Source organism: Cellulosimicrobium cellulans (assembly GCF_024124905.1).
Lineage (GTDB): Bacteria > Actinomycetota > Actinomycetes > Actinomycetales > Cellulomonadaceae > Cellulosimicrobium > Cellulosimicrobium cellulans_G.
The window spans coordinates 212,039-238,023 of record NZ_JAMXST010000001.1; the positions used below are offsets into that span (position 1 = coordinate 212,039).

25 protein-coding genes are annotated in these 25,985 nt (G+C 75.9%); 23 read left to right on the forward strand and 2 right to left on the reverse strand.

What is annotated here, in order from left to right; genetic code table 11:
• Positions 1-28 precede the first annotated feature (28 nt).
• A complete protein-coding gene (locus tag NHH00_RS00940; protein WP_253049346.1) occupies positions 29-811 on the reverse strand; it encodes a glycerophosphodiester phosphodiesterase family protein in 783 nt (260 codons plus the stop codon).
• Positions 808-1,830 carry an alpha/beta hydrolase gene (locus NHH00_RS00945; protein WP_253049348.1) on the reverse strand — a complete coding sequence of 341 codons (1,023 nt, stop codon included), beginning with the start codon at positions 1,828-1,830 and terminating at the stop codon, positions 808-810. The genes NHH00_RS00940 and NHH00_RS00945 overlap by 4 nt, the downstream gene beginning before the upstream one ends.
• Before the next feature lie 122 nt (positions 1,831-1,952).
• Here NHH00_RS00945 and NHH00_RS00950 point away from each other — a divergent pair, with 122 nt between their 5' ends.
• The 23 genes from NHH00_RS00950 to NHH00_RS01060 all read left to right on the forward strand — a co-directional run bounded on the left by NHH00_RS00950 (position 1,953) and on the right by NHH00_RS01060 (position 25,944).
• On the forward strand, positions 1,953-2,399 hold the full coding sequence (locus NHH00_RS00950; protein WP_141388149.1) for a type II 3-dehydroquinate dehydratase: 447 nt from the start codon (positions 1,953-1,955) through the stop codon (positions 2,397-2,399).
• Positions 2,400-2,493: 94 nt separating this feature from the next.
• Positions 2,494-3,144: a SatD family protein gene (locus NHH00_RS00955; RefSeq protein ID WP_253049350.1), complete on the forward strand. Its 651-nt coding sequence runs from the start codon at positions 2,494-2,496 to the stop codon at positions 3,142-3,144.
• Positions 3,141-3,632: a hypothetical protein gene (locus NHH00_RS00960; RefSeq protein ID WP_253049352.1), complete on the forward strand. Its 492-nt coding sequence runs from the start codon at positions 3,141-3,143 to the stop codon at positions 3,630-3,632. Before NHH00_RS00955 ends, NHH00_RS00960 begins: the two co-directional genes overlap by 4 nt.
• 110 nt (positions 3,633-3,742) lie before the next feature.
• Complete coding sequence (gene efp, locus NHH00_RS00965) at positions 3,743-4,306, forward strand: elongation factor P (RefSeq protein ID WP_021482610.1); 564 nt, start codon at positions 3,743-3,745, stop codon at positions 4,304-4,306.
• 28 nt (positions 4,307-4,334) lie between these two features.
• Positions 4,335-4,754 carry a transcription antitermination factor NusB gene (gene nusB, locus NHH00_RS00970; protein ID WP_253049354.1) on the forward strand — a complete coding sequence of 140 codons (420 nt, stop codon included), beginning with the start codon at positions 4,335-4,337 and terminating at the stop codon, positions 4,752-4,754.
• Between the two features lie 184 nt (positions 4,755-4,938).
• Entirely contained in the window at positions 4,939-5,598 is a 660-nt protein-coding gene (gene pyrR / locus NHH00_RS00975; RefSeq protein WP_253049356.1) for a bifunctional pyr operon transcriptional regulator/uracil phosphoribosyltransferase PyrR, read from the forward strand.
• Positions 5,595-6,686 (forward strand): aspartate carbamoyltransferase catalytic subunit, encoded by a 1,092-nt coding sequence (locus tag NHH00_RS00980; protein ID WP_253049358.1) that lies wholly within the window; start codon positions 5,595-5,597, stop codon positions 6,684-6,686. Before pyrR ends, NHH00_RS00980 begins: the two co-directional genes overlap by 4 nt.
• On the forward strand, positions 6,683-8,047 hold the full coding sequence (locus NHH00_RS00985) for a dihydroorotase (RefSeq protein ID WP_253049360.1): 1,365 nt from the start codon (positions 6,683-6,685) through the stop codon (positions 8,045-8,047). The genes NHH00_RS00980 and NHH00_RS00985 overlap by 4 nt, the downstream gene beginning before the upstream one ends.
• The gene (locus tag NHH00_RS00990; protein WP_253049362.1) at positions 8,044-8,748 is read left to right on the forward strand and encodes a PH-like domain-containing protein; all 705 of its coding nucleotides are present in this window, start codon (positions 8,044-8,046) and stop codon (positions 8,746-8,748) included. Before NHH00_RS00985 ends, NHH00_RS00990 begins: the two co-directional genes overlap by 4 nt.
• The gene (gene carA, locus NHH00_RS00995; RefSeq protein ID WP_374613774.1) at positions 8,745-10,004 is read left to right on the forward strand and encodes a glutamine-hydrolyzing carbamoyl-phosphate synthase small subunit; all 1,260 of its coding nucleotides are present in this window, start codon (positions 8,745-8,747) and stop codon (positions 10,002-10,004) included. The genes NHH00_RS00990 and carA overlap by 4 nt, the downstream gene beginning before the upstream one ends.
• A 2-nt stretch (positions 10,005-10,006) precedes the next feature.
• Positions 10,007-13,375, forward strand: a complete 3,369-nt coding sequence (gene carB, locus NHH00_RS01000) for a carbamoyl-phosphate synthase large subunit (RefSeq protein ID WP_253049364.1) — start codon at positions 10,007-10,009, stop codon at positions 13,373-13,375.
• On the forward strand, positions 13,372-14,241 hold the full coding sequence (gene pyrF, locus NHH00_RS01005; protein ID WP_253049366.1) for an orotidine-5'-phosphate decarboxylase: 870 nt from the start codon (positions 13,372-13,374) through the stop codon (positions 14,239-14,241). The genes carB and pyrF overlap by 4 nt, the downstream gene beginning before the upstream one ends.
• A gap of 119 nt (positions 14,242-14,360) precedes the next feature.
• Positions 14,361-15,251, forward strand: a complete 891-nt coding sequence (locus NHH00_RS01010; RefSeq protein WP_253049368.1) for a tyrosine-protein phosphatase — start codon at positions 14,361-14,363, stop codon at positions 15,249-15,251.
• Positions 15,252-15,473: 222 nt separating this feature from the next.
• Positions 15,474-15,785: an integration host factor, actinobacterial type gene (gene mihF, locus NHH00_RS01015; protein WP_021482878.1), complete on the forward strand. Its 312-nt coding sequence runs from the start codon at positions 15,474-15,476 to the stop codon at positions 15,783-15,785.
• A gap of 61 nt (positions 15,786-15,846) precedes the next feature.
• Positions 15,847-16,509, forward strand: a complete 663-nt coding sequence (gene gmk, locus NHH00_RS01020; RefSeq protein WP_253049370.1) for a guanylate kinase — start codon at positions 15,847-15,849, stop codon at positions 16,507-16,509.
• 176 nt (positions 16,510-16,685) lie between these two features.
• Complete coding sequence (rpoZ, locus tag NHH00_RS01025; RefSeq protein ID WP_047234226.1) at positions 16,686-16,964, forward strand: DNA-directed RNA polymerase subunit omega; 279 nt, start codon at positions 16,686-16,688, stop codon at positions 16,962-16,964.
• A 107-nt stretch (positions 16,965-17,071) separates the two neighbouring features.
• Entirely contained in the window at positions 17,072-18,361 is a 1,290-nt protein-coding gene (gene coaBC / locus NHH00_RS01030) for a bifunctional phosphopantothenoylcysteine decarboxylase/phosphopantothenate--cysteine ligase CoaBC (protein ID WP_253049373.1), read from the forward strand.
• Between the two features lie 63 nt (positions 18,362-18,424).
• The gene (gene metK, locus NHH00_RS01035; protein ID WP_253049375.1) at positions 18,425-19,621 is read left to right on the forward strand and encodes a methionine adenosyltransferase; all 1,197 of its coding nucleotides are present in this window, start codon (positions 18,425-18,427) and stop codon (positions 19,619-19,621) included.
• A 136-nt stretch (positions 19,622-19,757) separates the two neighbouring features.
• Positions 19,758-22,082 (forward strand): primosomal protein N', encoded by a 2,325-nt coding sequence (locus NHH00_RS01040; protein ID WP_253049377.1) that lies wholly within the window; start codon positions 19,758-19,760, stop codon positions 22,080-22,082.
• On the forward strand, positions 22,079-22,729 hold the full coding sequence (locus NHH00_RS01045) for an HAD family hydrolase (RefSeq protein WP_253049379.1): 651 nt from the start codon (positions 22,079-22,081) through the stop codon (positions 22,727-22,729). Before NHH00_RS01040 ends, NHH00_RS01045 begins: the two co-directional genes overlap by 4 nt.
• Positions 22,730-22,851: 122 nt before the next feature.
• On the forward strand, positions 22,852-23,223 hold the full coding sequence (locus NHH00_RS01050) for a hypothetical protein (RefSeq protein ID WP_253049381.1): 372 nt from the start codon (positions 22,852-22,854) through the stop codon (positions 23,221-23,223).
• 52 nt (positions 23,224-23,275) lie between these two features.
• Positions 23,276-24,229, forward strand: coding sequence for a methionyl-tRNA formyltransferase (gene fmt / locus NHH00_RS01055; protein ID WP_253049383.1), 954 nt, complete (start codon positions 23,276-23,278; stop codon positions 24,227-24,229).
• The gene (locus NHH00_RS01060) at positions 24,226-25,944 is read left to right on the forward strand and encodes an RsmB/NOP family class I SAM-dependent RNA methyltransferase (protein ID WP_253049385.1); all 1,719 of its coding nucleotides are present in this window, start codon (positions 24,226-24,228) and stop codon (positions 25,942-25,944) included. Before fmt ends, NHH00_RS01060 begins: the two co-directional genes overlap by 4 nt.
• The last annotated feature ends 41 nt before the right edge of the window (positions 25,945-25,985 follow it).

The following is a 25,985-nucleotide window of genomic DNA, read 5'->3' on the forward strand; positions in this document are numbered from 1 at the left end:
GGGAGCGCCGCGGGGAGCCCGGAGCCGCTCACGCCCACAGGCCGCGTGCGCGGAGCACGTCGCGCAGCAGGTCCGCGCGGTCGGTGACGATCCCGTCGACCCCGAGGTCCAGCAGCCGGTGCATCGTCGCGCGGTCGTTCACGGTCCACGCGTGCACCGCGACGCCCGCCCGGTGCGCGGCCCGGACGAACCCCGAGTCGACGACGCGCACCCAGCCCCCGCGCACGGGGACCTGGAGGCAGTCGACCGAGCGCGCCGCGAGCCGGGCCAGGGCGTCGGTCCGCGCCCGCCCGGCGAGGAACATGCCCAGGACCGCGCCCCGCGCCCCCGACACGGTGACGGGGCGCGAGAGCCGTGCCACCGTCGCCTCCCGGCGCGACGCCGCGAACGACGCGACGCACACGCGGTCGTGCGCGCGCGTGCGCTCGATCGCCCGCGCGACCGGCTCGGCGGCCGCCGCCGACTTCACGTCGACGTTCACGCGCAGGTCCGGCCACGTGCCCAGCACGTCCTCGAGCGACGGCACGGGCTCGGTCCCGCCGATCCGGGCCGCGCGCACGGTCCGCCACGGGAGGTCGGCGACGAGCCCGCGCGCGTCCGTCGTGCGGTCCAGCGACGCGTCGTGGAGCGCGACCGCCACGCCGTCCGACGTCGCGTGGGCGTCCGTCTCGACGTACCGCAGCCCGAGGTCGCGGGCGGCGGCGAAGGCCGCCATGGAGTTCTCCAGGCCCGCGCGCGAGAAGCCGCGGTGCGCGAGCGCGACGAACGGCGCCTCCAGGTAGCCGCCGGTGCGGCCCGCGGCGACGCTCACGCCGCGACCCGCACGACGCGCTCGTCGAGCCAGCCGGCGAGGGCCCCCAGGTAGCTCGCGCGCGGCCCGTCGGCGGAGAGCGTGAGGTCGTGCACCGCGCCGGGGACGACGAGCTCCGTCACGTCGCGCCCGAGCCGCGGGGCGAGCCGGGCGATCTGGGCGACGTCGAGCACGGTGTCGCTCGCGTCGAGGTCCCGCTCGCGGTCCGGGCTCGTCGGGTCGTCCGTCCCGGACCGCTCGGCCCGGGCGACGAGCACCGGGCACGCGACCTCCAGGCCGCGCGCCACGCGCGCGTGCCCCTGGCGCACCGCCCGCAGCCAGCCGGCCCGCACCGGCACGCCCTCGGGGCGCTTGAGCGTGGTGTCGAAGGTCCACCGGCCGCCCCGGTCCGCGAGCAGGTGCCCGGTGTACGCGGAAGGCCCCGCGCTGACGACCGTCAGCGGGCTCCACGGCCCGACGGCGTCCAGCACCCGCGTCCCCACGGTCCGCTCGACCCACGACGCGCGCAGGTCGAGGAACGGGCTGTCGAGCACGAGCGCGTCGCACCCGCCCCCACCCCGGTGAGCGTGGGCCCACAGCGCCGCGACGAGGGCGCCCGTCGAGTGCGCGTGCACGACCACCGGGCCCGGCGTCCGCCGCGCGGCCGCGACCGCCACGCCGAGGTCCGCCGCGGTCTCGCGCAGGTCGTCCACGTAGTGCAGCACCTGCCCGGGGCGCAGCGACCGGCCCGCCCGCCGCAGGTCGACGCCCAGCGCGTCCCACCCCGCCTCGGCGAGCGCCCCGACGACGTGGTCCTGGAAGACGTAGTCGTTGTAGCCGTGGACGAGGACGACCGTCCCGACAGGTCGGGCTGGCCGGTGCGCGCGCCGCACGAGCGTCAGGACCGGCGGGACCGCCTCGCGCGCGCTGCCCGGGGTGGCGACGCCCGGCAGCCGCGGGGCCGGGAGCCCGAGCGACTCCCACCCCTCGACCAGCGCGTCGGGCTCCCAGCGGGCACGGGTGGCGGCGACGAGGCTCACCCCGCCAGCGTGCCCGACGGCGCCGGCCGCCGCGCGTCGAGAAGCCCGTCGCGTGCCGTGGGCCCGACCACGGCACGAGCACCCACGCGCCGCGCCCCGCGGCGCCGCTAGGCTCGGGCGCCATGGAACGCGTGCTGGTCCTCAACGGACCCAACCTCGGCCGGCTCGGAGTCCGCGAGCCGGAGATCTACGGCTCGGCGTCGATGGCCGACCTCCAGGAGTCCGCCCTCGCGTGGGGGAGCGCGCTCGACCTCACGGTCGACGTGCGGCAGACCGACGACGAGTCCGAGCTGGTGGGCTGGCTCCACGAGGCCGTCGACGCCCGCGCCCACGTGGTGCTCAACCCGGCCGCGTTCACGCACTACTCCTACGCCGTGCGCGACGCCGCGGCGCAGGTCACGACCTCCGGCCTCCTGCTCGTCGAGGTGCACCTGAGCAACCCCGCGGCGCGCGAGGCGTTCCGCAGCCACTCCGTCGTCGGCGCGGTCGCCACGGGGACGATCGCGGGGTTCGGGTTCGACTCGTACCGGCTCGCGCTCGAGGCGCTCGCGGCCCGGCTGCGGGGCTGACGCGGCGCCCTCACGTGCCGACCGTCGGCCTTGATCCCTCTCTCTCAAGCCCCCATGCTTGATTCCACCCTCTCAAGGGTCTAGCCTGGATCATATGTTCGTCCTCACCGTCGACCAGCGCGGGAGCACGGGCCACCCGGACCGGGTGCCCGAGGTGCTCGCGCGCCTGGGCGAGCTCCTCGACGGCCGCCCCGGCGTCGTGGTCCCGTTCGACCGGACCGTGGGCGACGAGGTGCAGGGCGTGCTCGACGACGCCGGCACCGTGGTCGAGGTCGTGCTGGACCTGCTGCGCGACGGCGGCTGGAGCGTCGGCGTCGGCACCGGGAGCGTCGACGAGCCCCTGCCCGCGGTCTCGCGCGAGGCGTCGGGAGAGGCGTTCGTGCGGGCGCGCGAGGCGGTCGAGCAGGCCAAGTCGCGCGCGGCAACGGCGCCCGTCGCCGTCCGGGGCGAGCCGTCGGCGCGGGCGGCCGAGGTCGAGGCCCTCCTGCGCCTCCTCGCGGCGGTCGTGGACCGGCGGACCGCGCCGGGGTGGGAGGCGGTCGACACGCTCGCGCGCGTGGGTGGCACCCAGAAGGATGTGGCCCGCGCGCTCGGGGTCTCCGAGCAAGCGGTGAGCCAGCGGCTGCGCGCCGCGCTGTGGCCCGAGGAGGCGGCGGTGCGGCCCGTGGTGGCGAGGCTGCTGGGCGAGCTCGGGGCGAGCCGACGGGGTGAGCCGTCGGAGGATCTGCGGGAGGGCGGGAGATGACGGACCCGGTGTCGGTCGTGCTGGTCGTGCTGGTGTGGGTCGTGGCGCTCGCGGTGAGCGTCCTCGGCGGAGGGACCGTGACGCAGTGGGTGCTGCGCGCCGCTGCCCGCTCCGGCGACCCGGCCCGGGCGGGCTCCCGGCGGGCGGGGCGCGCGAGGTCGCGGGCCGCCGCGGCGGACCCCGCCTCCGTCCCGGTCCCCCCGCCGCCGCCTCCCGCGACGGGACCGATCGGGACCGAGGCCGTGAAGGCGCTGCGCGGTGGCACGTGGATCGGGATCCTCGAACGGTTCGCCATCACCGGCTGCCTCCTCGCTGGGGAGCCCGGCGGGATCGCCTTCGTCGTGGCGATCAAGGGCCTCGGGCGCTACCCGGAGCTGCGGGAGCACCCGGTCGCGTCCGAGCGGTTCGTCATCGGCACGCTCGCCTCGATGTGCTGGGCGGCGACCGTGGGCGTGGTCGCGAACGCGGTCCTCGTCGCGCTCCGGTAAGATCGTCAAGGCCCATTTCCGCATCCCGTCCTCGAGGACCCTGTCGTGCCGTCCCGGCACGCGGCTCCGCGTGGGGCGGAGACCGCAGACCCTCCGACAGGAAGACGAACGTGGCGACCACCAACGACATCAAGAACGGCACCGTGCTGCGACTCGACGGCCAGCTGTGGACCGTGATCGAGTTCCAGCACGTCAAGCCCGGCAAGGGTGGCGCGTTCGTCCGCACCAAGATCAAGAACGTCATGACGGGCAAGACGATCGACAAGACGTTCAACGCCGGCCTCAAGATCGAGACGGCCAACGTCGACCGCCGTGACTTCCAGTACCTGTACCAGGACGGCGCGGACTACGTGTTCATGGACACCTCGACGTACGACCAGATCACCGTGGGTGCCGAGATCGTGGGCGACGCCAAGGACTACATGCTCGAGAACCAGAACGTCCTCATCGCGTCGAACGACGGCCAGCCGCTCTACATCGAGCTGCCCGCCTCGGTCGTCCTCGAGATCACGTACACCGAGCCGGGCCTCCAGGGCGACCGCTCCACGGGCGGCACCAAGCCGGCCACGCTCGAGACGGGCGCGCAGATCCAGGTCCCGCTCTTCCTCGAGCAGGGCACCAAGGTCAAGGTCGACACGCGCGACGGCTCGTACCTCGGCCGCGTGAACGACTGACCGCCGGCACGACGGGCTGACGACACACATGGCCGCACGCACCAAGGCGCGCAAGCGCGCGCTCGACGTCCTCTTCGAGGCGGAGCAGCGCCAGGTGGACCCGGCGACCCTCCTCGCGGAGCGCGTCGCCGACCCCGGCACCGCGCAGACCGCCCTGCCGCAGTACGCGGTCGACATCGTCGAGGGCGTGCTCGCGCACCGCGACCGCATCGACGAGCTGATCGAGACGTACTCCCACGGGTGGACGCTCGAGCGGATGCCGGCGGTCGACCGGGCCCTGCTGCGCATCGGCGGCTGGGAGATCCTCTTCAACGACGACGTCCCGGACGTCGTCGCGATCGACGAGGCCGTCGACCTCGCGCGCTCCCTGTCGACCGACGACTCGCCGTCGTTCGTCAACGGGCTGCTCGCCCGCATCGTCGAGATGAAGCCGACGATCACGGCCTGAGCGCTCCACGGCCCCGCTGCGGGCCGGCGCGACCCTCGACGCGGCGTCGGTCACAGGTGTGACCGACGCCGCGTCTTATCCGGCGGGACGCGTACCCGCCGCCGCGGCCCGCGGCGGTAGGGTGGGTGACCGTCAGACATCCTTTAAGGCCCGTCCCGTGAGGCGGGGAAGGAGGTCGCCGGACATGAGCTCTGGCGCTGCTGTGCCCACACCACCCCCATCGACCTCGGAGACGACGCCCGAGGCCGGGACCGTCGTCCTGACGGCCGCCGACATCTCCCGCGCGCTGACGCGCATCGCCCACGAGATCGTGGAGCGCAACAAGGGGGCCCACGACCTCGTGCTCCTCGGGATCCCGACGCGCGGCGTCCCGCTCGCGACGCGGCTCGCCGAGCGCCTCGCCGCGATCGAGGGGACGCCCGCAGACGGCGCGCCGGACCCGCACGCCATCGTCGGCGAGCTCGACGTGACGATGTACCGCGACGACCTGCACCGCCACCCGACGCGCACGATCGGCGCGACGCGCCTGCCCGCGTCGGGCATCGACGGCAAGGTCGTGGTCCTCGTCGACGACGTGCTGTACTCCGGGCGCACGATCCGGGCCGCGCTCGACGCGATCAGCGACCTGGGCCGTCCCCGCGCGGTGCAGCTCGCGGCACTCGTCGACCGCGGTCACCGCGAGCTGCCGATCCGTCCGGACTTCGTCGGGAAGAACCTGCCGACGTCGACGTCCGAGCGCGTCAGCGTGCGCCTCGCCGAGGTCGACGGCGCGCCCGCGGACGGGTCCTCCGCGGACGCGGTCGTGATCCGGTCCGCCACGACCGGGACGGAGGCCCCCGCATGAGGCACCTGCTGTCCACCCAGGACCTCGCCCGCACCGACGCGGTGCGCATTCTCGACACGGCCGCGCAGATGGCCGCGACGCAGGCGCGCGAGATCAAGAAGCTCCCGACGCTGCGCGGGCGCACGGTCGTCAACCTCTTCTACGAGGACTCGACGCGCACCCGCATCTCGTTCGAGACCGCGGCCAAGCGCCTGTCGGCCGACGTCATCAACTTCTCGGCCAAGGGCTCGAGCGTGTCCAAGGGCGAGTCGCTCAAGGACACCGCGCTGACCCTCCAGGCGATGGGCGCGGACGCGGTCGTCGTGCGGCACCAGGCGTCCGGCGCGCCGCACCTGCTCGCCCACGCGGGCTGGCTCGACGCCGCCGTCCTCAACGCCGGCGACGGCACGCACCAGCACCCGACCCAGGCGCTGCTCGACGCGTACACGCTGCGCCGCCACCTGTCCGGGACGGGGCTCACCGCCCCCGGCGCGAGCGGCCCGGACGACGCGGCCGCGCGCGGCGCGGGCCTCGACGGGCGCCACGTGGCGATCGTCGGGGACGTGCTGCACTCGCGCGTCGCGCGCTCCAACGTGCACCTGCTGCACACGCTCGGTGCGCGCGTGACGCTCGTCGCCCCGCCGACGCTCCTGCCGGTCGGCGTCCAGACGTGGCCGTGCGCGGTCTCCTACGACCTCGACGCGACCCTCGCCGGCGACACCGCGCACGGCGGCCCGGACGCCGTGATGATGCTGCGCGTGCAGCGCGAGCGCATGAGCGGCTCGGGTGCCGGCGGGGGAGCGTTCTTCCCGAACCCCCTCGAGTACAGCCGCAAGTACGGGCTCGACGCCCGGCGCCTCGGGCTGCTCGCCGAGCACGCGATCGTCATGCACCCCGGCCCGATGAACCGCGGGCTCGAGATCTCCGCGCAGGCGGCGGACTCGCCGCGCGCCGTCATCGTCGAGCAGGTCGCGAACGGCGTCGCCGTGCGCATGGCCGTGCTCTACCTCCTCCTCGCGGGCAGCGACGAGACCGACGCCGCCCCGGCCACGGCCGTCCCGCACCCGCCCGTCCAGCCTCCCGTCGTCGAAAGGGTCCCCGCCTCGTGAGCAGCGCCGCAACCACCACGTACGTCCTGCGCGGCGCGCGCCCGCTCGGCGGCGACCCCGTCGACCTCGTGCTCTCCGGCGGCGTGATCGCCGAGATCGCGCCGGTCGGTGCCGCGCGGGCCGGGTCCGCGGACGACGAGACGGTGGTCGTCGACGCGACCGGCCTCGTCGCGCTGCCGGGCCTGGTCGACCTGCACACGCACCTGCGCGAGCCGGGCCGCGAGGACGCCGAGACGATCGAGTCCGGCACCCGCGCCGCCGCGGCGGGTGGGTTCACCGCCGTGCACGCCATGGCGAACACGACGCCCGTCGCGGACACGGCCGGCGTCGTCGAGCAGGTGTGGCGCCTCGGGCGCGACGCGGGCTGGGTCGACGTGCACCCGGTCGGCGCCGTCTCCGTCGGCCTCGCCGGCGAGCAGCTCGCCGAGCTCGGCGCGATGGCCGACTCCGCCGCGCGCGTGCGCGTGTTCTCCGACGACGGCAAGTGCGTCGACGACCCGATCCTCATGCGCCGGGCGCTGGAGTACGTCAAGGCGTTCGACGGCGTCGTCGCCCAGCACGCGCAGGAGCCGCGCCTCACCGAGGGCGCCCAGATGAACGAGGGCGTCGTCTCTGCCGAGCTCGGCCTCGCGGGCTGGCCCGCGGTCGCCGAGGAGGCGATCATCGCGCGCGACGTGCTCCTCGCGGAGCACGTGGGCTCGCGCCTGCACGTGTGCCACCTGTCCACCGCGGGCTCGGTCGAGATCGTGCGCTGGGCCAAGGGCCGCGGGATCGACGTCACGGCCGAGGTCACGCCGCACCACCTCGTCCTCACCGACGACCTGGCGCGCGGCTACGACCCGACGTTCAAGGTCAACCCGCCGCTGCGCACGGCCGCGGACGTCGAGGCGGTGCGCGAGGGCCTGGCCGACGGCACGATCGACATCGTCGCGACCGACCACGCGCCGCACGCGCGCGAGGACAAGGACTGCGAGTGGGCGGCGGCAGCGTTCGGCATGACCGGCCTGGAGACGGCGCTCAGCGTCGTCCAGCAGACCATGGTCGACACCGGCCGACTCACGTGGGCCGACGTGGCGCGCGTGCTCTCGAGCGCGCCTGCGCGCATCGGCCGCATCGACACCGGCGCGCGCGCCCAGGGCCGCCCGCTCGAGGTCGGCGAGCCCGCCAACGTGACGCTCGTCGACCCGGCCGCGCGCCGGGTCGTCGACGGTGCGGGGCAGGTCACGGCGAGCACCAACACGCCGTTCCAGGGCCGCGAGCTGCCCGGCGCCGTCGTCGCCACGTTCCTGCGGGGGCGCGCGACCGTGCTCGACGGCGCACCCGTCCCGGCACCCGCGGACGCGCAGGGGGTGGGGGCGTGAACCTGCCCCAGCCCGTCGCGGTCGGCATCTGGGTCGTCCTCGGCGTCGTCCTCCTGACGCTCGTCCTCGTCGGCCGCCGGCGCCTCGTGCGTCGCTCGGCCGGCGTCGTCCCCACGCCCCCGGCGGTGCCCGCCGAGGCCGCGCGGGGTGCCGTGGTGCTCGGGCCGCTCGACGCGCTCTACGTGTCCAGCACGCTCGCGGGCGACTGGCTCGCCCGCGTCGGGGCCCACGGGCTCGGCGACCGGTCCCAGGCCCAGGCCACCGTGCACGACGGCGGCCTGCTGGTCGAGCGCAGCGGCGCCCCGGACCTGTGGGTGCCCGCCGCCGCGGTCGGGGGCGTGGCCCTCACGCCCGGGATGGCCGGCAAGTTCGTCGGCAAGGAGGCCATCGTCGTCGTGACGTGGACCGTGCCCGGGGAGCCGGTCCCTGCCGACGCGCCCGAGGCTCCGGCGAACCCCGAGGTCCGGCTCGACACCGGCCTCCTGCCCCGCCACGACCACGACGTCGCGCGCCTCCTGGAGGCCGTCCGCGGCCTCGCCGGACGAGCCGACGCCGACCGCGACGAACCCGTCGCCGCCGGCACGCACGAGCGACGACCCGGGGCGCCGAGCGGCGCCGCCCCCGCAGACCCCGCAGACCCGGCGCCGACGCGCGAGAGCGCGGCCCCCGGCACCGACGAGAACGACGAGGAAGCACCGTGACCGCCCCAGTGAACACAGCGACCACCCTGGCCTCAGCGACCGCACCGCCCGCCGAGCGGGCCCTGATCGTCCTCGAGGACGGGACCGTGCAGACCGGGCGCGCCTACGGCGCGCGCGGCACCACGGTCGGCGAGATCGTCTTCAACACCGGCATGACCGGCTACCAGGAGACGCTCACCGATCCCTCCTACCACCGGCAGATCGTCGTCATGACGGCGCCCCACATCGGGAACACCGGCGTCAACGACGAGGACCCCGAGTCGGGCAAGATCTGGGTCGCCGGGTACGTCGTGCGCGACGCGGCCCGCCGCGCGTCGAGCTGGCGCGCGCAGCGCACCCTGGACGAGGAGCTCGCCGCGCAGGGCGTCGTCGGCATCAGCGACGTCGACACGCGCGCCCTCACGCGCCACCTGCGCGAGCTCGGCGTGATGCGCGCCGGCATCTTCTCCGGCGACGCGCTCGTGCGCGACGGCTACCCGCGCACCGTGGAGGACCTCGTCGCCGAGGTGAAGGCGGCGCCCGCGATGGCCGGCGCCGACCTCGCGCGCGAGGTGAGCACGGACACGGCGTACGTCGTCGAGCCCTTCGAGGGCACGACGCCCGACGGCGAGCCCGTCGCCACCGTCGTCGCCGTCGACCTCGGCATCAAGTCCATGACGCCGCAGCGCCTCGCCCAGCGCGGCGTGCGCGTGCACGTGGTCCCCGCCGCGTCGACGATCGAGGACATCGAGGCGTACGCGCCCGACGGCGTGTTCTTCTCCAACGGCCCGGGCGACCCCGGGGCGGCGACGCACGAGGTCGAGCTGCTGCGCGGCGTCCTGGACCGCGGCACCCCGTTCTTCGGGATCTGCTTCGGCAACCAGATCCTCGGGCGCGCCCTCGGGTACGGCACGTACAAGCTCGCGTACGGACACCGCGGCATCAACCAGCCCGTCATGGACCGCCGCACCGGCAAGGTCGAGGTCACCGCGCACAACCACGGGTTCGCCGTGGACGCGCCGCTGGACGGCGAGTCCGTCGCCCCGCACGACGGCGGCCGCTACGGGCGCGTCGTCGTGTCCCACGTCGGGCTCAACGACCAGGTGGTCGAGGGGCTCGAGTGCCTCGACCTGCCCGCCTTCTCCGTCCAGTACCACCCCGAGGCCGCGGCCGGCCCCCACGACGCCGCGTACCTCTTCGACCGCTTCGTCGAGCTCATGGCGTCCCGACGCGCTCAGAGCTCCGCAGCCGCCGACCAGAACACCAAGGAGAGCTGACCGTGCCTCGCAGAACCGACATCTCCAGCGTCCTGGTCATCGGGTCCGGCCCGATCGTCATCGGCCAGGCGTGCGAGTTCGACTACTCCGGCACCCAGGCGTGTCGCGTGCTCAAGGAGGAGGGCCTGCGGGTCGTCCTCGTGAACTCGAACCCGGCCACGATCATGACCGACCCCGAGTTCGCCGACGCGACGTACGTCGAGCCCATCACGACCGAGGTCCTCACCTCGATCATCGCCAAGGAGCGCCCCGACGCGCTCCTGCCCACGCTCGGCGGGCAGACCGCGCTCAACGCGGCGATCGCGCTCGACGAGGCGGGCGTCCTCGCCGAGTACGGCGTGGAGCTCATCGGCGCGAACATCGAGGCGATCCAGAAGGGCGAGGACCGCCAGCAGTTCAAGGACGTCGTCGAGAAGTGCGGCGGCGAGTCGGCGCGCTCGGTCATCGTCCACACGGTCGACGAGGCCGTCGCGGCCGCGGGCGACCTCGGCTACCCGATGGTCGTGCGCCCGTCGTTCACGATGGGCGGCCTCGGCTCGGGCTTCGCGTACGACGAGGAGGAGCTGCGCCGCATCGTCGGGCAGGGCCTGCACTACTCCCCGGTGACCGAGGTGCTCCTCGAGGAGTCGATCCTCGGCTGGAAGGAGTACGAGCTCGAGCTCATGCGCGACAAGCACGACAACGTCGTGGTCGTGTGCTCGATCGAGAACGTCGACCCGGTCGGCGTGCACACGGGCGACTCGATCACGGTCGCGCCGTCGCTCACGCTCACGGACCGCGAGTACCAGAAGCTGCGCGACATCGGCATCGCGGTCATCCGCGAGGTCGGCGTCGACACGGGCGGCTGCAACATCCAGTTCGCCGTCGACCCGGACACGGGCCGCGTCATCGTCATCGAGATGAACCCGCGCGTCTCGCGCTCGTCGGCGCTCGCGTCCAAGGCCACCGGGTTCCCCATCGCGAAGATCGCGGCGAAGCTCGCCGTCGGCTACACGCTCGACGAGATCCCCAACGACATCACGCAGGTCACGCCGGCCTCGTTCGAGCCGACGCTCGACTACGTCGTCGTCAAGGTGCCGCGCTTCGCGTTCGAGAAGTTCCCGGCCGCCGACCCGACGCTCACGACGACCATGAAGTCCGTCGGCGAGGCCATGGCGCTCGGGCGCAACTTCACGGAGGCGCTCGGCAAGGCGCTGCGCTCGATCGACAAGGGCGGCTCGGTCTTCCACTGGGACGGCGACCCCGTCTCCGGCGCGGACCTCGACGAGCTCCTGGTGCGCATCGCGCGCCCCACGGAGAACCGGATCATCGGCGTCCAGCAGGCGCTGCGCGCCGGGGCGAGCGTGGAGCAGGTGTTCGAGGCCACGAAGATCGACCCGTGGTACCTCGACCAGATCCAGCTGGTCAACGAGGTGGCGGCGGCCGTCGCCGACGCGCCCGCGCTCACGGAGGACGTGCTGCGCGAGGCGAAGAAGCACGGCCTGTCCGACGCGCAGGTCGCGCGCCTGCGCGGCATGGGCCCGGCGGGCGAGGCCACGGTGCGCGAGGTGCGCTACGCGCTCGGCGTGCGCCCCGTCTACAAGACGGTCGACACGTGCGCGGCCGAGTTCGCGGCCCGCACGCCGTACCACTACTCGTCCTACGACCTCGAGACCGAGGTCGCACCGCGCGAGCGCGAGGCCGTGATCATCCTCGGCTCGGGCCCCAACCGCATCGGCCAGGGCATCGAGTTCGACTACTCGTGCGTGCACGCGGCGCTCACGCTGCGCGAGCGCTACGAGACGGTCATGGTCAACTGCAACCCGGAGACGGTCTCGACCGACTACGACACGTCCGACCGTCTCTACTTCGAGCCGCTCACGTTCGAGGACGTGCTCGAGGTCTACCAGGCCGAGCTCGCCGCGGGGCCGGTCAAGGGCATCATCGTGCAGCTCGGCGGGCAGACGCCGCTCGCGCTCGCGCAGCGCCTCGCGGACGCGGGCCTGCCGATCCTCGGCACGAGCCCCGAGGCGATCGACGCCGCCGAGGACCGCGGGGAGTTCGGCCGCGTGCTCGTCGAGGCGGGCCTGCCCGCCCCGGCGTTCGGCACGGCGCGCTCGCTCGACGAGGCGAAGGACGTCGCGGCCGGCATCGGCTACCCGGTGCTCGTGCGCCCGTCCTACGTGCTCGGCGGGCGCGGCATGGAGATCGTCTACTCGGCCGAGCAGCTCACGGGCTACGTCGAGCGTGCGCTCGCCGCGGCCGCCGCCGAGGACCGCACGGCAGGCACGCTGCCCGCGCCGCTGCTCATCGACCGCTTCCTCGACGACGCGATGGAGATCGACGTCGACGCGCTCTACGACGGCACCGAGCTGTTCCTCGGCGGCGTGATGGAGCACATCGAGGAGGCGGGCATCCACTCCGGCGACTCGGCGTGCGTCCTGCCGCCCGTGTCCCTCTCGGAGCAGGAGATCGAGCGGATCCGCCGCTCGACCGAGGCCATCGCCCAGGGCGTCGGGGTGCGCGGCCTGCTCAACGTGCAGTACGCGCTCGTCTCCGACGTGCTGTACGTCCTGGAGGCCAACCCGCGCGCGTCGCGCACGGTGCCGTTCGTCTCCAAGGCGACGGGCACGTCGCTCGCGAAGGCCGCGGCGCGCGTCATGGCGGGCGAGTCGATCGCCGAGCTGCGTGCGGCGGGCGTGCTGCCCGCCGACGGCGACGGCGGCACGCTCCCGCTCGACGCGCCGATCGCGGTCAAGGAGGCGGTCCTGCCGTTCAAGCGCTTCCGCACCGCGGACGGCGTCGTCGTGGACACGGTGCTCGGCCCGGAGATGCGCTCGACGGGCGAGGTCATGGGCTTCGACCGCGACTTCCCGCACGCGTTCGCCAAGTCGCAGGCCGCCGCGTTCGGCGGGCTGCCGACGTCGGGCCGCGTGTTCGTCTCGGTCGCGGACCGCGACAAGCGCTCGATCGTCTTCCCGGTCAAGCGCCTCGCGGAGCTCGGGTTCGAGATCCTCGCGACGGACGGCACGTCGAGCGTGCTGCGCCGCAACGGCATCGCGTCGCGCGTGGTGCGCAAGTTCTCCGCGGGCCGCGGCGCCGACGGGGAGCCGACGATCGTCGACCTCATCACGGCCGGCGAGGTGGACATGGTCATCAACACCCCGTCCGGCCAGGGCGCGCGCGCCGACGGCTACGAGATCCGGGCCGCCACGACGGCGGCCGACAAGCCGATCGCGACGACGGTCGACCAGCTCGCCGCGGCGGTGCAGGGCATCGAGGCGGTCCTCGCGGGACCGTTCGCAGTGGCCAGCCTCCAGGAGCACATGGCGGGCGAGGGCCTGACGGCCGGCGTCACGCTGCCCGCCGCCGCGGAGCGGGTGGGCGCGTGAGCGCGGGCTTCGGCGCGCGGCTCGCTGCCGCGACGGACGACCACGGGCCGCTGTGCGTCGGGATCGACCCGCACCCCGGCCTGCTCGCGGACTGGGGCCTGCCCGACGACGCCTCCGGGCTGCGCGAGTTCGGCCTGCGGGTCGTCGAGGCGGTCGGCGGGCGCGTCGCCGCGGTGAAGCCGCAGTCGGCGTTCTTCGAGCGGCACGGGTCGCGCGGCGTCGCGGCGCTCGAGGAGGTCCTCGCGGCGGCCCGTGCGGCGGGCACGCTCGCGATCATGGACGCCAAGCGCGGCGACATCGGCTCGACCATGGCGGCGTACGCCGACGCGTACCTGCGCGACGGCTCCCCGCTGGCGGCGGACGCGCTGACGGTCTCGCCGTACCTCGGCTTCGGTTCGCTCCAGCCCGCGGTGGACGCCGCCCTGGAGACCGGGCGCGGGCTGTTCGTGCTGTGCCTCACCTCGAACCCCGAGGGGGCCGAGGTGCAGCACGCGCGCCGCGGCGCCGGGGCCGACGTGGAGTCGGTCGCGGCGCACGTGGCGCGCGAGGCCGCGCGGCTCAACGCGCCCGTCGTCGAGTCGGGCGACGCGCTCGGACCGGTCGGGCTCGTCGTCGGTGCGACCATCGCCGACGCCGCGGCCCGCACCGGCACGGACCTCGCGGCGGTGCGGGGCCCGCTCCTGGCCCCCGGCGTGGGTGCGCAGGGCGCGGGAGCGGCCGAGCTCGCCGCCGTGTTCGGGGACGCGCGGCGCCAGGTGCTCGCGTCCTCCTCGCGCGGCGTCCTGCGCGCCGGACCGGACGCCGACGCCCTGCGCGCCGCGGCGCGAGCGGCCACGGACGAGGCGGCGCAGGCCCTGCGCGGCTGAGAGACCGACCCGGGCGACGGGGTCGGCACCTGCGGGTGCCGGCCCCTCCGTCGTTCCGGGACGTGGTCGGCGAGGGTCCGGGCACGCTGGTCGTCGTCGTGCCGTGCGAGACTGCGCCCATGACCTCCCACGACACGTCCCACGACGCGGGCCCGCGCGGCTCCGGCACGCCCACGGAGGCGGCCGTCGCCGTCCCCGCACCCGAGGGCGCGGCCGTGCCGGGCGCGCTGGACGTGCCGGGCACGTGGAACGCGCGCGACGTCGGAGGCCGGGCGGTCCCGATCGGCCACGACGAGCCCCTGCGCACCGGCGTCCTGCTGCGGACGGCGAGCCTGTCGCGCCTGACCCCGGCGGGCCAGGCGGCGCTCTCCGACCTCGGGGTGACGACGGTCCTCGACCTGCGCGGGGACGACGAGTTCGAGCGCGACGGTGCGGACGCGGTGCCGGGCGGCGTGCGGGTGCTGCGCCGCGGCATGGACCCCGCGCAGGGCCTGCAGGCCGGGGGCGGCGGGGGAGCGTCGGCCGACCCCGCGGCGCTGATCGCGGGCCTGCTGGCGGCGGACGACCCGACCGCGGTCGCGCGCCGCATGATGCACGGCGTGTACGCGACGTTCGTCCAGGACCCGGGCATCCGCGCGACGGTCGGGCGCGTGCTCGGCGAGGTCGCGTCGTCGGACGGCGCCGCGGTCGTGCACTGCTCGGCGGGCAAGGACCGCACCGGGTGGGTGGTCGCCCTCGCCCAGTACGTCGCGGGCGTCGGGGAGGAGGACCGCCTGGCGGAGTACCTCGCGAGCCGGTCGGCCGTGGGTGGACTCGCCGCGCTCGTCCCGCCCATCCCGGGCCTGTCCCCGGACGCGCTGGCCCCGGTCCTCACGGTGGAGCCGGAGTACCTCGAGGCGGCGTGGGAGCTCGCCGCCCGCGAGCACGGGAGCGTGGACGGCTACCTCGTCGCGTGCGGGGTGACCACGGCCGTGCGCGACGCGCTCGTCGCGCGCCTCGTGGCGTCCTGACGGTCCCCCTCGGTCACCTCACGACGCCCCTCGCTGCGCCGACGGCGCGCGACGCGCCCTGCCCAGTCGTTGCCCGATCGGTCGAGGCTCGCTACTTTCGAGGGGTCGGCTCCGTGCGTCGGCGCAGGTCGCCCGGGTGATTCACCCGATTAGGGCTCCTCGTCGGGGCACGCCGGGACGACTGAGTGGGCCCATCCGCCTGACGACGAGTAGGTGACTTGCGTGGCACTTCCACCCCTGACCCCAGAACAGCGCGCGGCGGCGCTCGAGAAGGCCGCAGAGGCCCGACGCGTGCGCGCCGAGGTGAAGAACAGGCTCAAGTACTCCCAGGGCTCCCTGAAGGAGGTCATCGAGCGCGGGCAGACGGACGACATGATCGGCAAGCTCAAGGTGGTCTCGTTGCTGGAGTCCCTGCCCGGCGTGGGTAAGGTGAAGGCTCGGGCGATCATGGAGGAGATCGGGATCGCCGAGACACGTCGTGTCCGCGGCCTCGGCCCCCACCAGTCCGCGGCCCTCATCGAGAGGTTTGGCTGACATTTCCGCGCACCCGTCCGACCCGACGCCGCACGCCCCCGCCGAGGGGACGTCGGCGTCGGTGGTCTCACCCGGCCCCGCCCGCCTGACCGTCCTTGCCGGCCCGACCGCCGTGGGGAAGGGGACGGTGTCGGCGGACATCCGGGCCCGGTACCCGGAGGTGTGGCTGTCCGTGTCCGCCACCACGCGCGACCCGCGGCCGGGGGAGGTGGACGGCGTCCACTACCTGTTCGTCGGCGCCGACGAGTTCGCCCGCATGGTCGCGGACCGGGAGCTGCTCGAGTGGGCGGTGGTGCACGGTCGCAACAGCTACGGCACGCCCCGGCGTGCGGTCGAGGAGAAGCTCGCCGCGGGCGTGCCGGCGCTCCTGGAGATCGACCTCCAGGGCGCCCGCCAGGTGCGGGCCTCGATGCCCGAGGCGCGCTTCGTGTTCCTCGCCCCGCCGAGCTGGGACGAGCTGGTGCGCCGGCTCGTCGGCCGCGGCACGGAGGACGCGGAGGAGCGCGAGCGTCGGCTCACGACGGCGCGGGTCGAGCTCGCGGCGGAGTCGGAGTTCGACCACGTCATCGTCAACGACGAGGTGCACCGCGCGACGGACGAGCTCGTGCGCGTCATGGGGCTCGAGCCCCGGCCCGTCGTGGGCGGGACGGGTGACGCCGCGCGGTCGGCGGATCCCGCGCCGCCCGAGCGCACCGAGCAGCACACTCAGCAGCACACCGAGTAGACTGTCCTGCGGTGCCCGCGCGCGGGCCCGCTCCCCGGTGGGCCGCAGGCCCGGTCCGCGGACCCGGCGACTGCCCGGGGCCGCGCCGCCCGGCCCCGGACGGAGCGGTCGGCGCGCCGCCGCCATCGACCAGCTGCAGCCGTCGGCTGCAGACCCTTGAACCCACGGAGCGAACTGTGTCCGGAACCGTCGCCGCCCCCGAGGGCATCACCGACCCGCCGATCGACGACCTGCTGGAGCACGTCGACTCGAAGTACGCGCTCGTCATCTACTCGGCCAAGCGCGCGCGCCAGATCAACGCGTACTACTCGCAGCTCAGCGAGGGCCTGCTGGAGAACGTCGGGCCGCTGCTCGAGACGCGCAACCAGGAGAAGCCGCTGTCGATCGCGATGCGCGAGATCAACGCGGGCCTGCTGACGATCGAGGCCGAGCCCGACGAGGCCGACGAGGCCTGAGCCCGTACGCCGCGCCCCTCACGACGAGGGCGCGGCGTTCGTGCGTCCACGGCCGTCCGCCCCCGGGGTGGACGCGGAGTTCGAGCGGGACCGGCGGGAGGAGCGACATGCGGATCGTGCTCGGGGTGAGCGGCGGGGTCGCGGCCTACAAGGCCGTGCTGCTGCTGCGGCTGCTGCGCGAGCAGGGTCATCGGGTGCGCGTGGTGCCCACGGCGTCGGCGCTGCGGTTCGTCGGCGCGCCCACGTGGGAGGCGCTGTCGGGCGAGCCGGCGACGGACCAGGTGTTCGAGGACGTGGAGCACGTCCCGCACGTCGCGCTGGGCCAGGGCGCGGACCTGGTGGTCGTGGCGCCCGCGACCGCGGACCTGCTCGCGCGGGCGGCGTCGGGCCGGGCGGACGACCTGCTGACCTCGACGCTGCTGACCGCGCGATGCCCGGTCGTGATGGCACCCGCGATGCACACCGAGATGTGGGAGCACCCGGCCACGCGCGCGAACGTGGCCACGCTGCGCGAGCGCGGCGTGCACGTGATCGAGCCCGCGTCGGGCCGTCTGACGGGTGCCGACACGGGCCCGGGGCGCCTGCCCGAGCCCGACGAGATCGCGCGCGTCGCCCTGGCCGTCGCGGGGGGCGCCGACGACGAGGCGGGCGCCAGCGGGGAACCGGCGCCGGCGCGCGACCTCGCGGGTCGTCGGGTCGTGGTCTCCGCGGGCGGCACGCGCGAGCCGATCGACCCGGTCCGCTTCATCGGCAACCGGTCCAGCGGGCGCCAGGGGGTCGAGCTCGCGCGGGCGGCGCGGGCGCGGGGCGCCCACGTGACGCTCGTCGCGGCGAACCTGGCCCCGGACGTCGCCGCGCTGGTGCGGGACGCCGGCCTGGACGACGTGGTCGGGGTCGAGACGACGGCCCAGCTGCGCGACGCGGTGCGCGCCGCGGCGGCGTCGGCGGACGTCGTCGTGATGGCCGCTGCGGTCGCGGACTTCCGCCCGGCGCACGCGCCCGGGGCGAAGATCAAGAAGGTGCCGGGCCGCGGGCCGGAGCCGATCGCGCTCGTCGAGAACCCGGACGTGCTCGCCGAGCTCGCGCACGACCGGCTGCGCGCCGGCCAGGTCGTCGTGGGGTTCGCGGCCGAGACGGGCGACGCGGACGGCTCGGTGCTCGACCACGGCCGGGCGAAGGCGCGCCGCAAGGGCGCGGACCTGCTCGTCGTGAACGCGGTGGGCGAGAGCCTCGGGTTCGGCGTCGACGCGAACGACGTGACCGTCGTCGACGGGTCCGGCGAGGTCGTCGCGACGGCGGGGGGCACCAAGCGCGCGGTGGCGGACGCCGTGTGGGACGTCGTCGCGGGCCGGGTGGCCGCGGCGACGGCGGACGACGGGGTCGCACGGGTCGAGTGACCCGCGTCTCGTCTCGCCTACCGGATGCCCGCGCCCACGCCTCGGGACAGTAGGCTGTGCGGCATGGCTGATCTGCGTCTGTTCACGTCCGAGTCCGTCACCGAGGGGCACCCGGACAAGGTCTGCGACCAGATCTCCGACTCCATCCTCGACGCGCTCCTGACGCAGGACCCGACGTCCCGCGTGGCGGTCGAGACCATGGTCACCACGGGCCTCGTGCACGTCGCGGGCGAGGTGACCACGGACGCGTACGTCGAGATCCCGCAGATCGTGCGCGACGTCGTGCGCCGCATCGGGTACACGTCGTCCGCGATCGGCTTCGACGCGGACTCGTGCGGCATCTCCGTGTCGATCGGGCAGCAGTCGCCCGACATCGCGCAGGGCGTCGACAAGAGCCTCGAGGAGCGCGACGACCAGCGCGACCACGACCCGCTCGACGCGCAGGGCGCGGGCGACCAGGGCCTGATGTTCGGGTACGCGAGCGACGACACGCCGAGCCTCATGCCGCTGCCGGTCTGGCTCGCGCACCGCCTCGCGGAGCGTCTCGCGCTCGTGCGCCGCGACGGGACGGTGCCGGGCCTGCGCCCGGACGGCAAGACGCAGGTCACCATCGGGTACGACGGCGACCGTGCGGTCACGCTCGACACCGTCGTCCTGTCCACGCAGCACGACCCGGACGTGCGCCAGGACGCGCTGCACCGGCTGGTCGCGGACGACGTGGTCGCGCCGGTCCTCGAGGCCGCGGGCGTCGACCTCGACACGCGCGCGACCCGGTTGTTCGTCAACCCCACCGGGACCTTCGTCGTCGGCGGCCCGCAGGGCGACGCCGGCCTGACGGGCCGCAAGATCATCGTGGACACCTACGGCGGCATGGCCCGCCACGGCGGCGGCGCCTTCTCCGGAAAGGACCCGTCGAAGGTGGACCGCTCGGCCGCCTACGCGACGCGCTGGGTCGCGAAGAACGTCGTCGCGGCGGGCCTCGCGCGCCGCTGCGAGGTGCAGGTCGCGTACGCGATCGGCAAGGCGCACCCCGTGGGCCTGTACGTGGAGACGTTCGGCACGGAGAAGGTGCCGGTCGAGCGCATCACGGCCGCGATCCGCGAGGTGTTCGACCTGCGGCCCGCGGCGATCATCCGCGACCTGGACCTGCTGCGCCCCATCTACGCCGCGACGGCCGCGTACGGGCACTTCGGGCGCGAGCTGGACCAGTTCACGTGGGAGCGCACGGACCGCGTCGCGGACCTGCAGTCCCTGGTGTGACGAGCCCGGCCCGGCTTCGCACGGCCGCGCCGGCTCGCCTGCCGGTCGACCTGCTGGCGTGCCCGAGCGTCCGCGCGCTCGGCGAGGTGCCGCCCGCCCGCCCGGTCGTGACGGCGGCGCGTGGTTCGATGACGTCGTGAGCGAGCCCGAGGACACGGCGCAGGCGGTGCAGGACACCCTGCCGGGCGTCTCGGCGCCCGCGGCACGGCGCCCGGCCGTCCCGGCGTCCCAGCAGGTCGCGGGGCACCTGCCCGTCGCGCGCCTGGCGCTCGACCTGGCGCCCCCGCACCTGGACCGCGCGTTCGACTACCTCGTGCCCGCCACGATGTCCGACGACGCGCAGCCCGGCGTGCGGGTCAAGGTGCGGTTCGCCGGACGCGACGTCGACGGGTACGTCCTGGAGCGGACCGAGCGCTCCGACCACGACGGCCGCCTGCTGCCGCTGCGCCGCGTCGTCTCGCCGGAGCCGGTGCTCTCGCCGGCCGTGGCGCGGCTCGCGCGCTCGGTCGCCGACCACTACGCGGGCACCCTGTCGGACGTGCTCCGCCTCGCCGTCCCGCCCCGGCACGCGCGCGCCGAGCAGGCGCTCGCGGCCGCCGTCGCCGCGGCACCCGGGAGCGGCGCCGCGGGGGGCACGACGCCGGTGGGCGAGTCCGGCGCGGCACACCCCGCCCCGTCAGAGGCCGCAGGGTCCGGTGCGGTGTCCGGCGGGTCCGTGTGGGCCCCGTACCGCGCCGGCGCGGCGTTCCTCGCGCACGTCGCGGGCGGGGGCGCGCCGCGGGCGGTGTGGACCGCGCTGCCGGGCCTCGCGCCGCCCGCCCCTCCTGCCTCGGTGCCGGGGCCGGTCGAGCGCCGGAAGGGTGCCGCGCCGGTGCGCCGGGCGGCGGACCCGCTGCCCGTGACGCACTGGGCCGCGGCCGTCGCGGAGGCGGTGCGCGCGGCCCGGTCGGGCGGCCGGGGGGCGCTCGTCGTCGTGCCCGACGCGCGGGACGTGGACCAGGTCTGCGCCGCCCTGGACGCCGCGGGGCTGCCCCCGTGGGACGCCGCGACCGGGGGCGAGGTGGTGCGCCTCACCGCGGACGAGGGACCGGCGCCCCGGTACCGCGGCTTCCTCGCGGTGCTGCACGGCCGGGCGCGGGTCGTCGTGGGGACCAGGGCGGCGGCGTTCGCCCCGGTGGCGGACCTCGGTCTCGTGGTGTGCTGGAACGACGGCGAGGACACGCTCGCCGAGCCGCGTGCCCCCTACCCGCACGCGCGCGAGGTGCTCGCGCTGCGCAGCGACCAGGAGGGTGCCGCGTTCCTCCTCGGGTCGCACGGCCGCACGGTCGCGGCGCACGCGCTCGTGACCCGGGGCTGGGCGCACGATCTGGCGGCGCCGCGCGACGTCGTGCGGGCACGGGCGCCCCGGGTCCGCGCCCTGACCTCCGTGGAGCTCGCCGCCGAGGGCCCGGGCGCCGCGGCCCGCATCCCGACCGCGGCGTGGCGCGCGGCTCGCTCCGCGCTCGAGCAGGGGCCTGTGCTGGTGCAGGTGCCCCGCTCGGGGTACGTGCCCGTCGTCGCGTGCGGGCGCTGCCGCACGCCGGCGCGCTGCACCGTGTGCCACGGCCCGCTCGCGCTGTCCGGCCCGCAGGCGACGCCGCAGTGCGCGTGGTGCGGGGCGCTCGCGGGCGGGTGGTCGTGCGCGGAGTGTCACTGGACGGGGCTGCGGTCGGTGCGCGTGGGGTCGCAGCGCACGGCGGAGGAGCTGGGGCGCGCGTTCGCGGGCGTGCCCGTGCAGGTGTCCGGCGCGGCCGCGGCGGGCGGCGTGCTGGGCGCGGTGTCGTCCCGACCGGCGCTCGTCGTCGCGACGCCGGGTGCGGAGCCGGTCGCCGAGGGCGGGTACGCGGCGGCGCTCCTGCTCGACGCCGCCGTGAGCACCGCGCACGTCGGGCTGGACGTCGCGCAGGACGCGCTCGCGCGCTGGCTCGCCGCGGCGGCGCTCGTGCGTCCGGCGACCGCGGGCGGGCAGGTGCTGCTCGTCGGCGACGCCGCCCCGGCGCCGACCAACGCGCTCGTGCGCTGGGACCCGGCGCTCCTCGCGGACCGGGAGCTCGACGAGCGGGCCGAGCTGTCCCTGCCGCCCGCCGTCCGGGTGGCGGCGGTGACCGGGGACCGCCCGGCCGTCGCGGCGCTGCTGGGGCGGGTGGAGCTGGCGCGGCCCGACGCCGTCCTCGGTCCCGTGGAGGTGCCCGCGCCCCCGCCGCGCGGGCGGGCGCCGGGGGCGGGCGGCCCAGGGAGCGGGGCCGTCGACGGCCCGGGGCCGGGGATGCTGGACGCCCCACCCGTGCGCGCCGTCGTGCGGGTGCCCGTGCGCGACGGCCGGCGGCTCGCGCGTGAGCTCGCCGCGTCCCTCGCGGTGCGGTCGGCGCGCCGGGAGCCGGGTAGCGTGCGGGTGGAGCTCGACCCGAAGGAGATCCTGTGACGACTCACCACCCCGCGCCGACCAGCGGCACCCCCGAGCGCGCGATCGACGCCGTGCTGTACGACTTCGGCAACGTGCTGGTGGGCTGGGACCCGTACGGCGCGTACGCCGGGCTGGAGCGGGAGGTGGTCGACGCGTTCTTCGCCGACGTCGACTTCCGGGTCCTCAACCACGAGCGCGACGCCGGGGCCACGTGGGCGGACGCGCGCGCCGCCGTCGCGGCGTCCCACCCGCACCACGTGGCGCTCCTGGACCGCTACGTCGCGGAGTTCCCCGCGACGCTCACCGGCCCCGTGGAGGGCTCCGAGGAGCTGGTGCGCGAGCTGCGCGACCTCGGGCTGCGCCTCTACGGGCTGACGAACTGGTCCGCCGAGCTGTACCCCCACGCCGGGCCCGCCGCCCCGGCCACGACCCTCATGGAGGACGTCCTCGTCTCCGGGCGCGAGGGTCTCGCCAAGCCCGATCCCGCGATCTTCGCGCTCGCGGTCGACCGGTTCGGCCTCGACCCGGCGCGCACGCTCTTCACCGACGACAGTCCCGCGAACATCGACGCCGCGGCCCGGCTCGGCCTGCGCACGCACCTCTTCGACGGCACGCCCGGCCTGCGCGCCACCCTGCGTGACCTCGGCGTGCCCGTCGCGCGGTGACGGTCGCCGCGGGCGTCCGTGGCGCGTCCCGCACCGCGCGGGCCGGAGGTGGTCGACCGGGGTCCCTGGGCTGACGGGCGCCGACCTTCCGCGGGTGCGCGGCGTCTGCTGGGATGAGAGCCGTGCTCCCCGCTCGGCGACCGGCCCTCATGGCGTCCGCGCTGCTCGTGGTGGCGGCGCTCGCGGCCTGCTCCGACGGCGCGCCGAGCGCGACCGCACGGTGGCACGTCGCTCCGGACGCGGACCTCGCGGGGGACGTGCTGCCGATCGTGGTCGAGCACGGCGCCGCCTGCGAGGAGTACGCGGGCGTCGACGTCGTCGAGAGCGACGACGCGGTCGAGATCACCGTGCGGGTGGTCGTCCGGCGACCGGAGGAGGGGTCCGTGTGCACCGAGGCGGCGATCTCGCGCCGGGTGGACGTCCCCCTGGACGTGCCGCTCGGCGCGCGGACGGTGGGCGGACCAGGGCACGAGGAGACTCCCGCGCTCGGGTAGCGCGGCTCCCGACCGCGCGGTCGGGAGCGCCGCGCGACCTAGACTCGGGCCCATGCGCCTGCTGTTCGCCGGGACCCCGGATACCGCGGTCCCGTCCCTCGACGCCCTCCTCGACTCCCGCCACGACGTCGTCGCCGTCCTCACGCGCGCCGACGCGCCGTCGGGCCGGGGACGGCGCCTGACCCCGAGCCCCGTCCGCGTGCGCGCGGAGGAGGCCGGGATCCCCGTGATCACCGACCGCCCCCGCGGCGAGGAGTTCCTCGCGCGCCTCGCGGAGCTCGACGTCGACGCGGCACCCGTCGTCGCGTACGGGGAGATCCTGCGCCCCGACGTGCTCGCCGTGCCGCGGCACGGGTGGGTCAACCTGCACTTCTCCGTCCTGCCGGCCTGGCGCGGCGCCGCGCCCGTGCAGCGCGCGATCATCGCCGGGGACGAGGTCACCGGCGCCACGACGTTCCTCATCGAGGAGGGCCTGGACTCCGGCCCCACCCTCGGCACGACGACCGAGACCATCCGTCCTCGCGACACCGCCGGGGACCTCCTCGGCCGCCTCGCCGTGTCCGGCGCGGGGCTGCTCGTCGCGACGCTCGACGCGCTCGAGGACGGGACCCTGCGCCCGCAGCCCCAGCCCGTCGACGGCGTCTCCCACGCCGCGAAGCTCACGCCCGCCGACGCGGAGGTGCGCTGGGACCACCCGGCGCTCGCGGTCGACCGCCTCGTGCGGGGCTGCACGCCGGCGCCGGGCTCCTGGACCACGGTCCCCGGTCCCGACGGCGCGCGCGCCCGCCTCGGCCTCGGCCCGGTGACGCCGCGCCCCGACGTCACGGACCTCGCCCCCGGGCAGGTGCGCGTGGGGAAGAAGGAGGTGCTCGTCGGCACCGCGACGCACGCCGTCCGGCTCGGGGACGTCGCGCCCGTCGGCAAGAAGCAGATGCCCGCCGCCGACTGGGCGCGCGGGGCACGCCTCTCCGAAGAGCTCGTCCTCGGCGCGGAGGTCGCCCGATGAGCGGCGGCACGCCCGCGGACCGCGACCGCGACGCCATGGACCGCCGGCCGTCGACCAGGGGATCGAACGCACGTTCGAACGATCGGGCGAGCGGATCCGCGCGGGACGACCGCGAGTCGAACGCGCGTTCGAACGCGCGCGGAGAGGCCGAGCGCGACGGCTCGAACGCCCGTTCGAACTGGTCCGCCGGTGGCCAGGACCGCCGTGCCGACGAGCGCCGCGACGCCCGCGGCCGCCAGCGCGGCGCCGCCCGCTCCCGGGGCGAGACGTCCCGCAGCGCGCACGCACCCTCCCAGCGCCGCAAGGGCACCGACCTCGCCCGCGCCGTCGCCTACGACGTCCTGCGCCAGGTCGACGGATCCGACGCCTACGCCAACCTCGTCCTGCCCCCGCTGCTGCGCGAGCGCGGCATCCGCGGCCGCGACGCGGGGTTCGCCACCGAGCTCGCCTACGGCACCCTGCGCCTGCGCGGGCGCTACGACGCGATCCTCGCGCTCTGCCTCGACCGCCCCCTCGACCGCCTCGACCCGCCCGTGCTCGACGTCCTGCGGCTCGGCGCGCACCAGCTCCTCGGCATGCGCGTGCCCCAGCACGCCGCCGTGTCCGAGACCGTCGGCCTAGCCCGAGAGCGCACCGGCGCCGGCAGCGCCCAGCTCGTCAACGCCGTCCTGCGCCGCGTCGCCCGCACCCCCCTCGACGACTGGCTCACCACCATCGCCGACGACGCCCCGGACGCCCTCGCGGCGCTCGCGGCCACCCGGAGCCACCCCGTGTGGATCGCCCGCGCCCTGCGCGACGCCCTCGCCGGCAACGGCCGTCCCGTCGACGAGATCGACGCTCTCCTCGCTGCCGACAACGACGCCCCGCGCGTCACGCTCGTGGCCCGTCCCGGCCTCGCCGCCCCCGACGAGCTCGCCGACGGCGACGGCCGCGTCACCCCCGCCCGCTGGGCCCCCACGGCGCTGCGCCTCGAGGGCGGAGACCCCGCCGCGTTCGGCGCCGTGCGCGACGGCCGCGCCGGCGTCCAGGACGAGGGCAGCCAGCTCGTCGCGCTCGCGCTCGCCGCCGCACCGCTCACCGGACCGCAGCCCGGCTCCACCGGCGACGACGCGCGCTGGCTCGACCTGTGCGCCGGCCCCGGCGGCAAGGCCGCGCTCCTCGCGGCGCTCGCGGCCGAGCGCGGGGCCCGCCTCGTCGCCAACGAGGTCCAGCCGCACCGCGCACGCCTCGTGGAGAAGGCGCTCGCCGCCGTGCCCGCGGACGCCGTGGAGGCCGTGCGCACGGGCGACGGGCGCGCCGTCGGGCAGGACGAGCCGGGTGCGTACGACCGCGTGCTCCTCGACGCCCCCTGCACCGGCCTCGGTGCGCTGCGTCGTCGTCCCGAGTCCCGGTGGCGGCGCACCCCGGCGGACCTCGCGACCCTCACCGGGCTCCAGCGCGAGCTCCTCGACTCCGCGCTCGACGCCGTCCGGCCCGGGGGAGTGGTCGGGTACGTCACGTGCTCGCCCCACCTCGCCGAGACCCAGGTCGTCGTCGCCGACGTGCTCCGCCGCCGCGACGACGTCGAGGTCCTCGACGCCCCGGCCGTCGTGCGCGACGTCGTGCGCCCCGAGGCGCGCGACACGATCGAGCTCGGCGACCGCCAGGCCGTCCAGCTCTGGCCGCACGTCCACGGCACCGACGCCATGCACCTCACGCTCCTCCGTCGCATCTGACCAGGCCACAGTGCCTTTGTCAGGATATTCGGCGGAAGTCC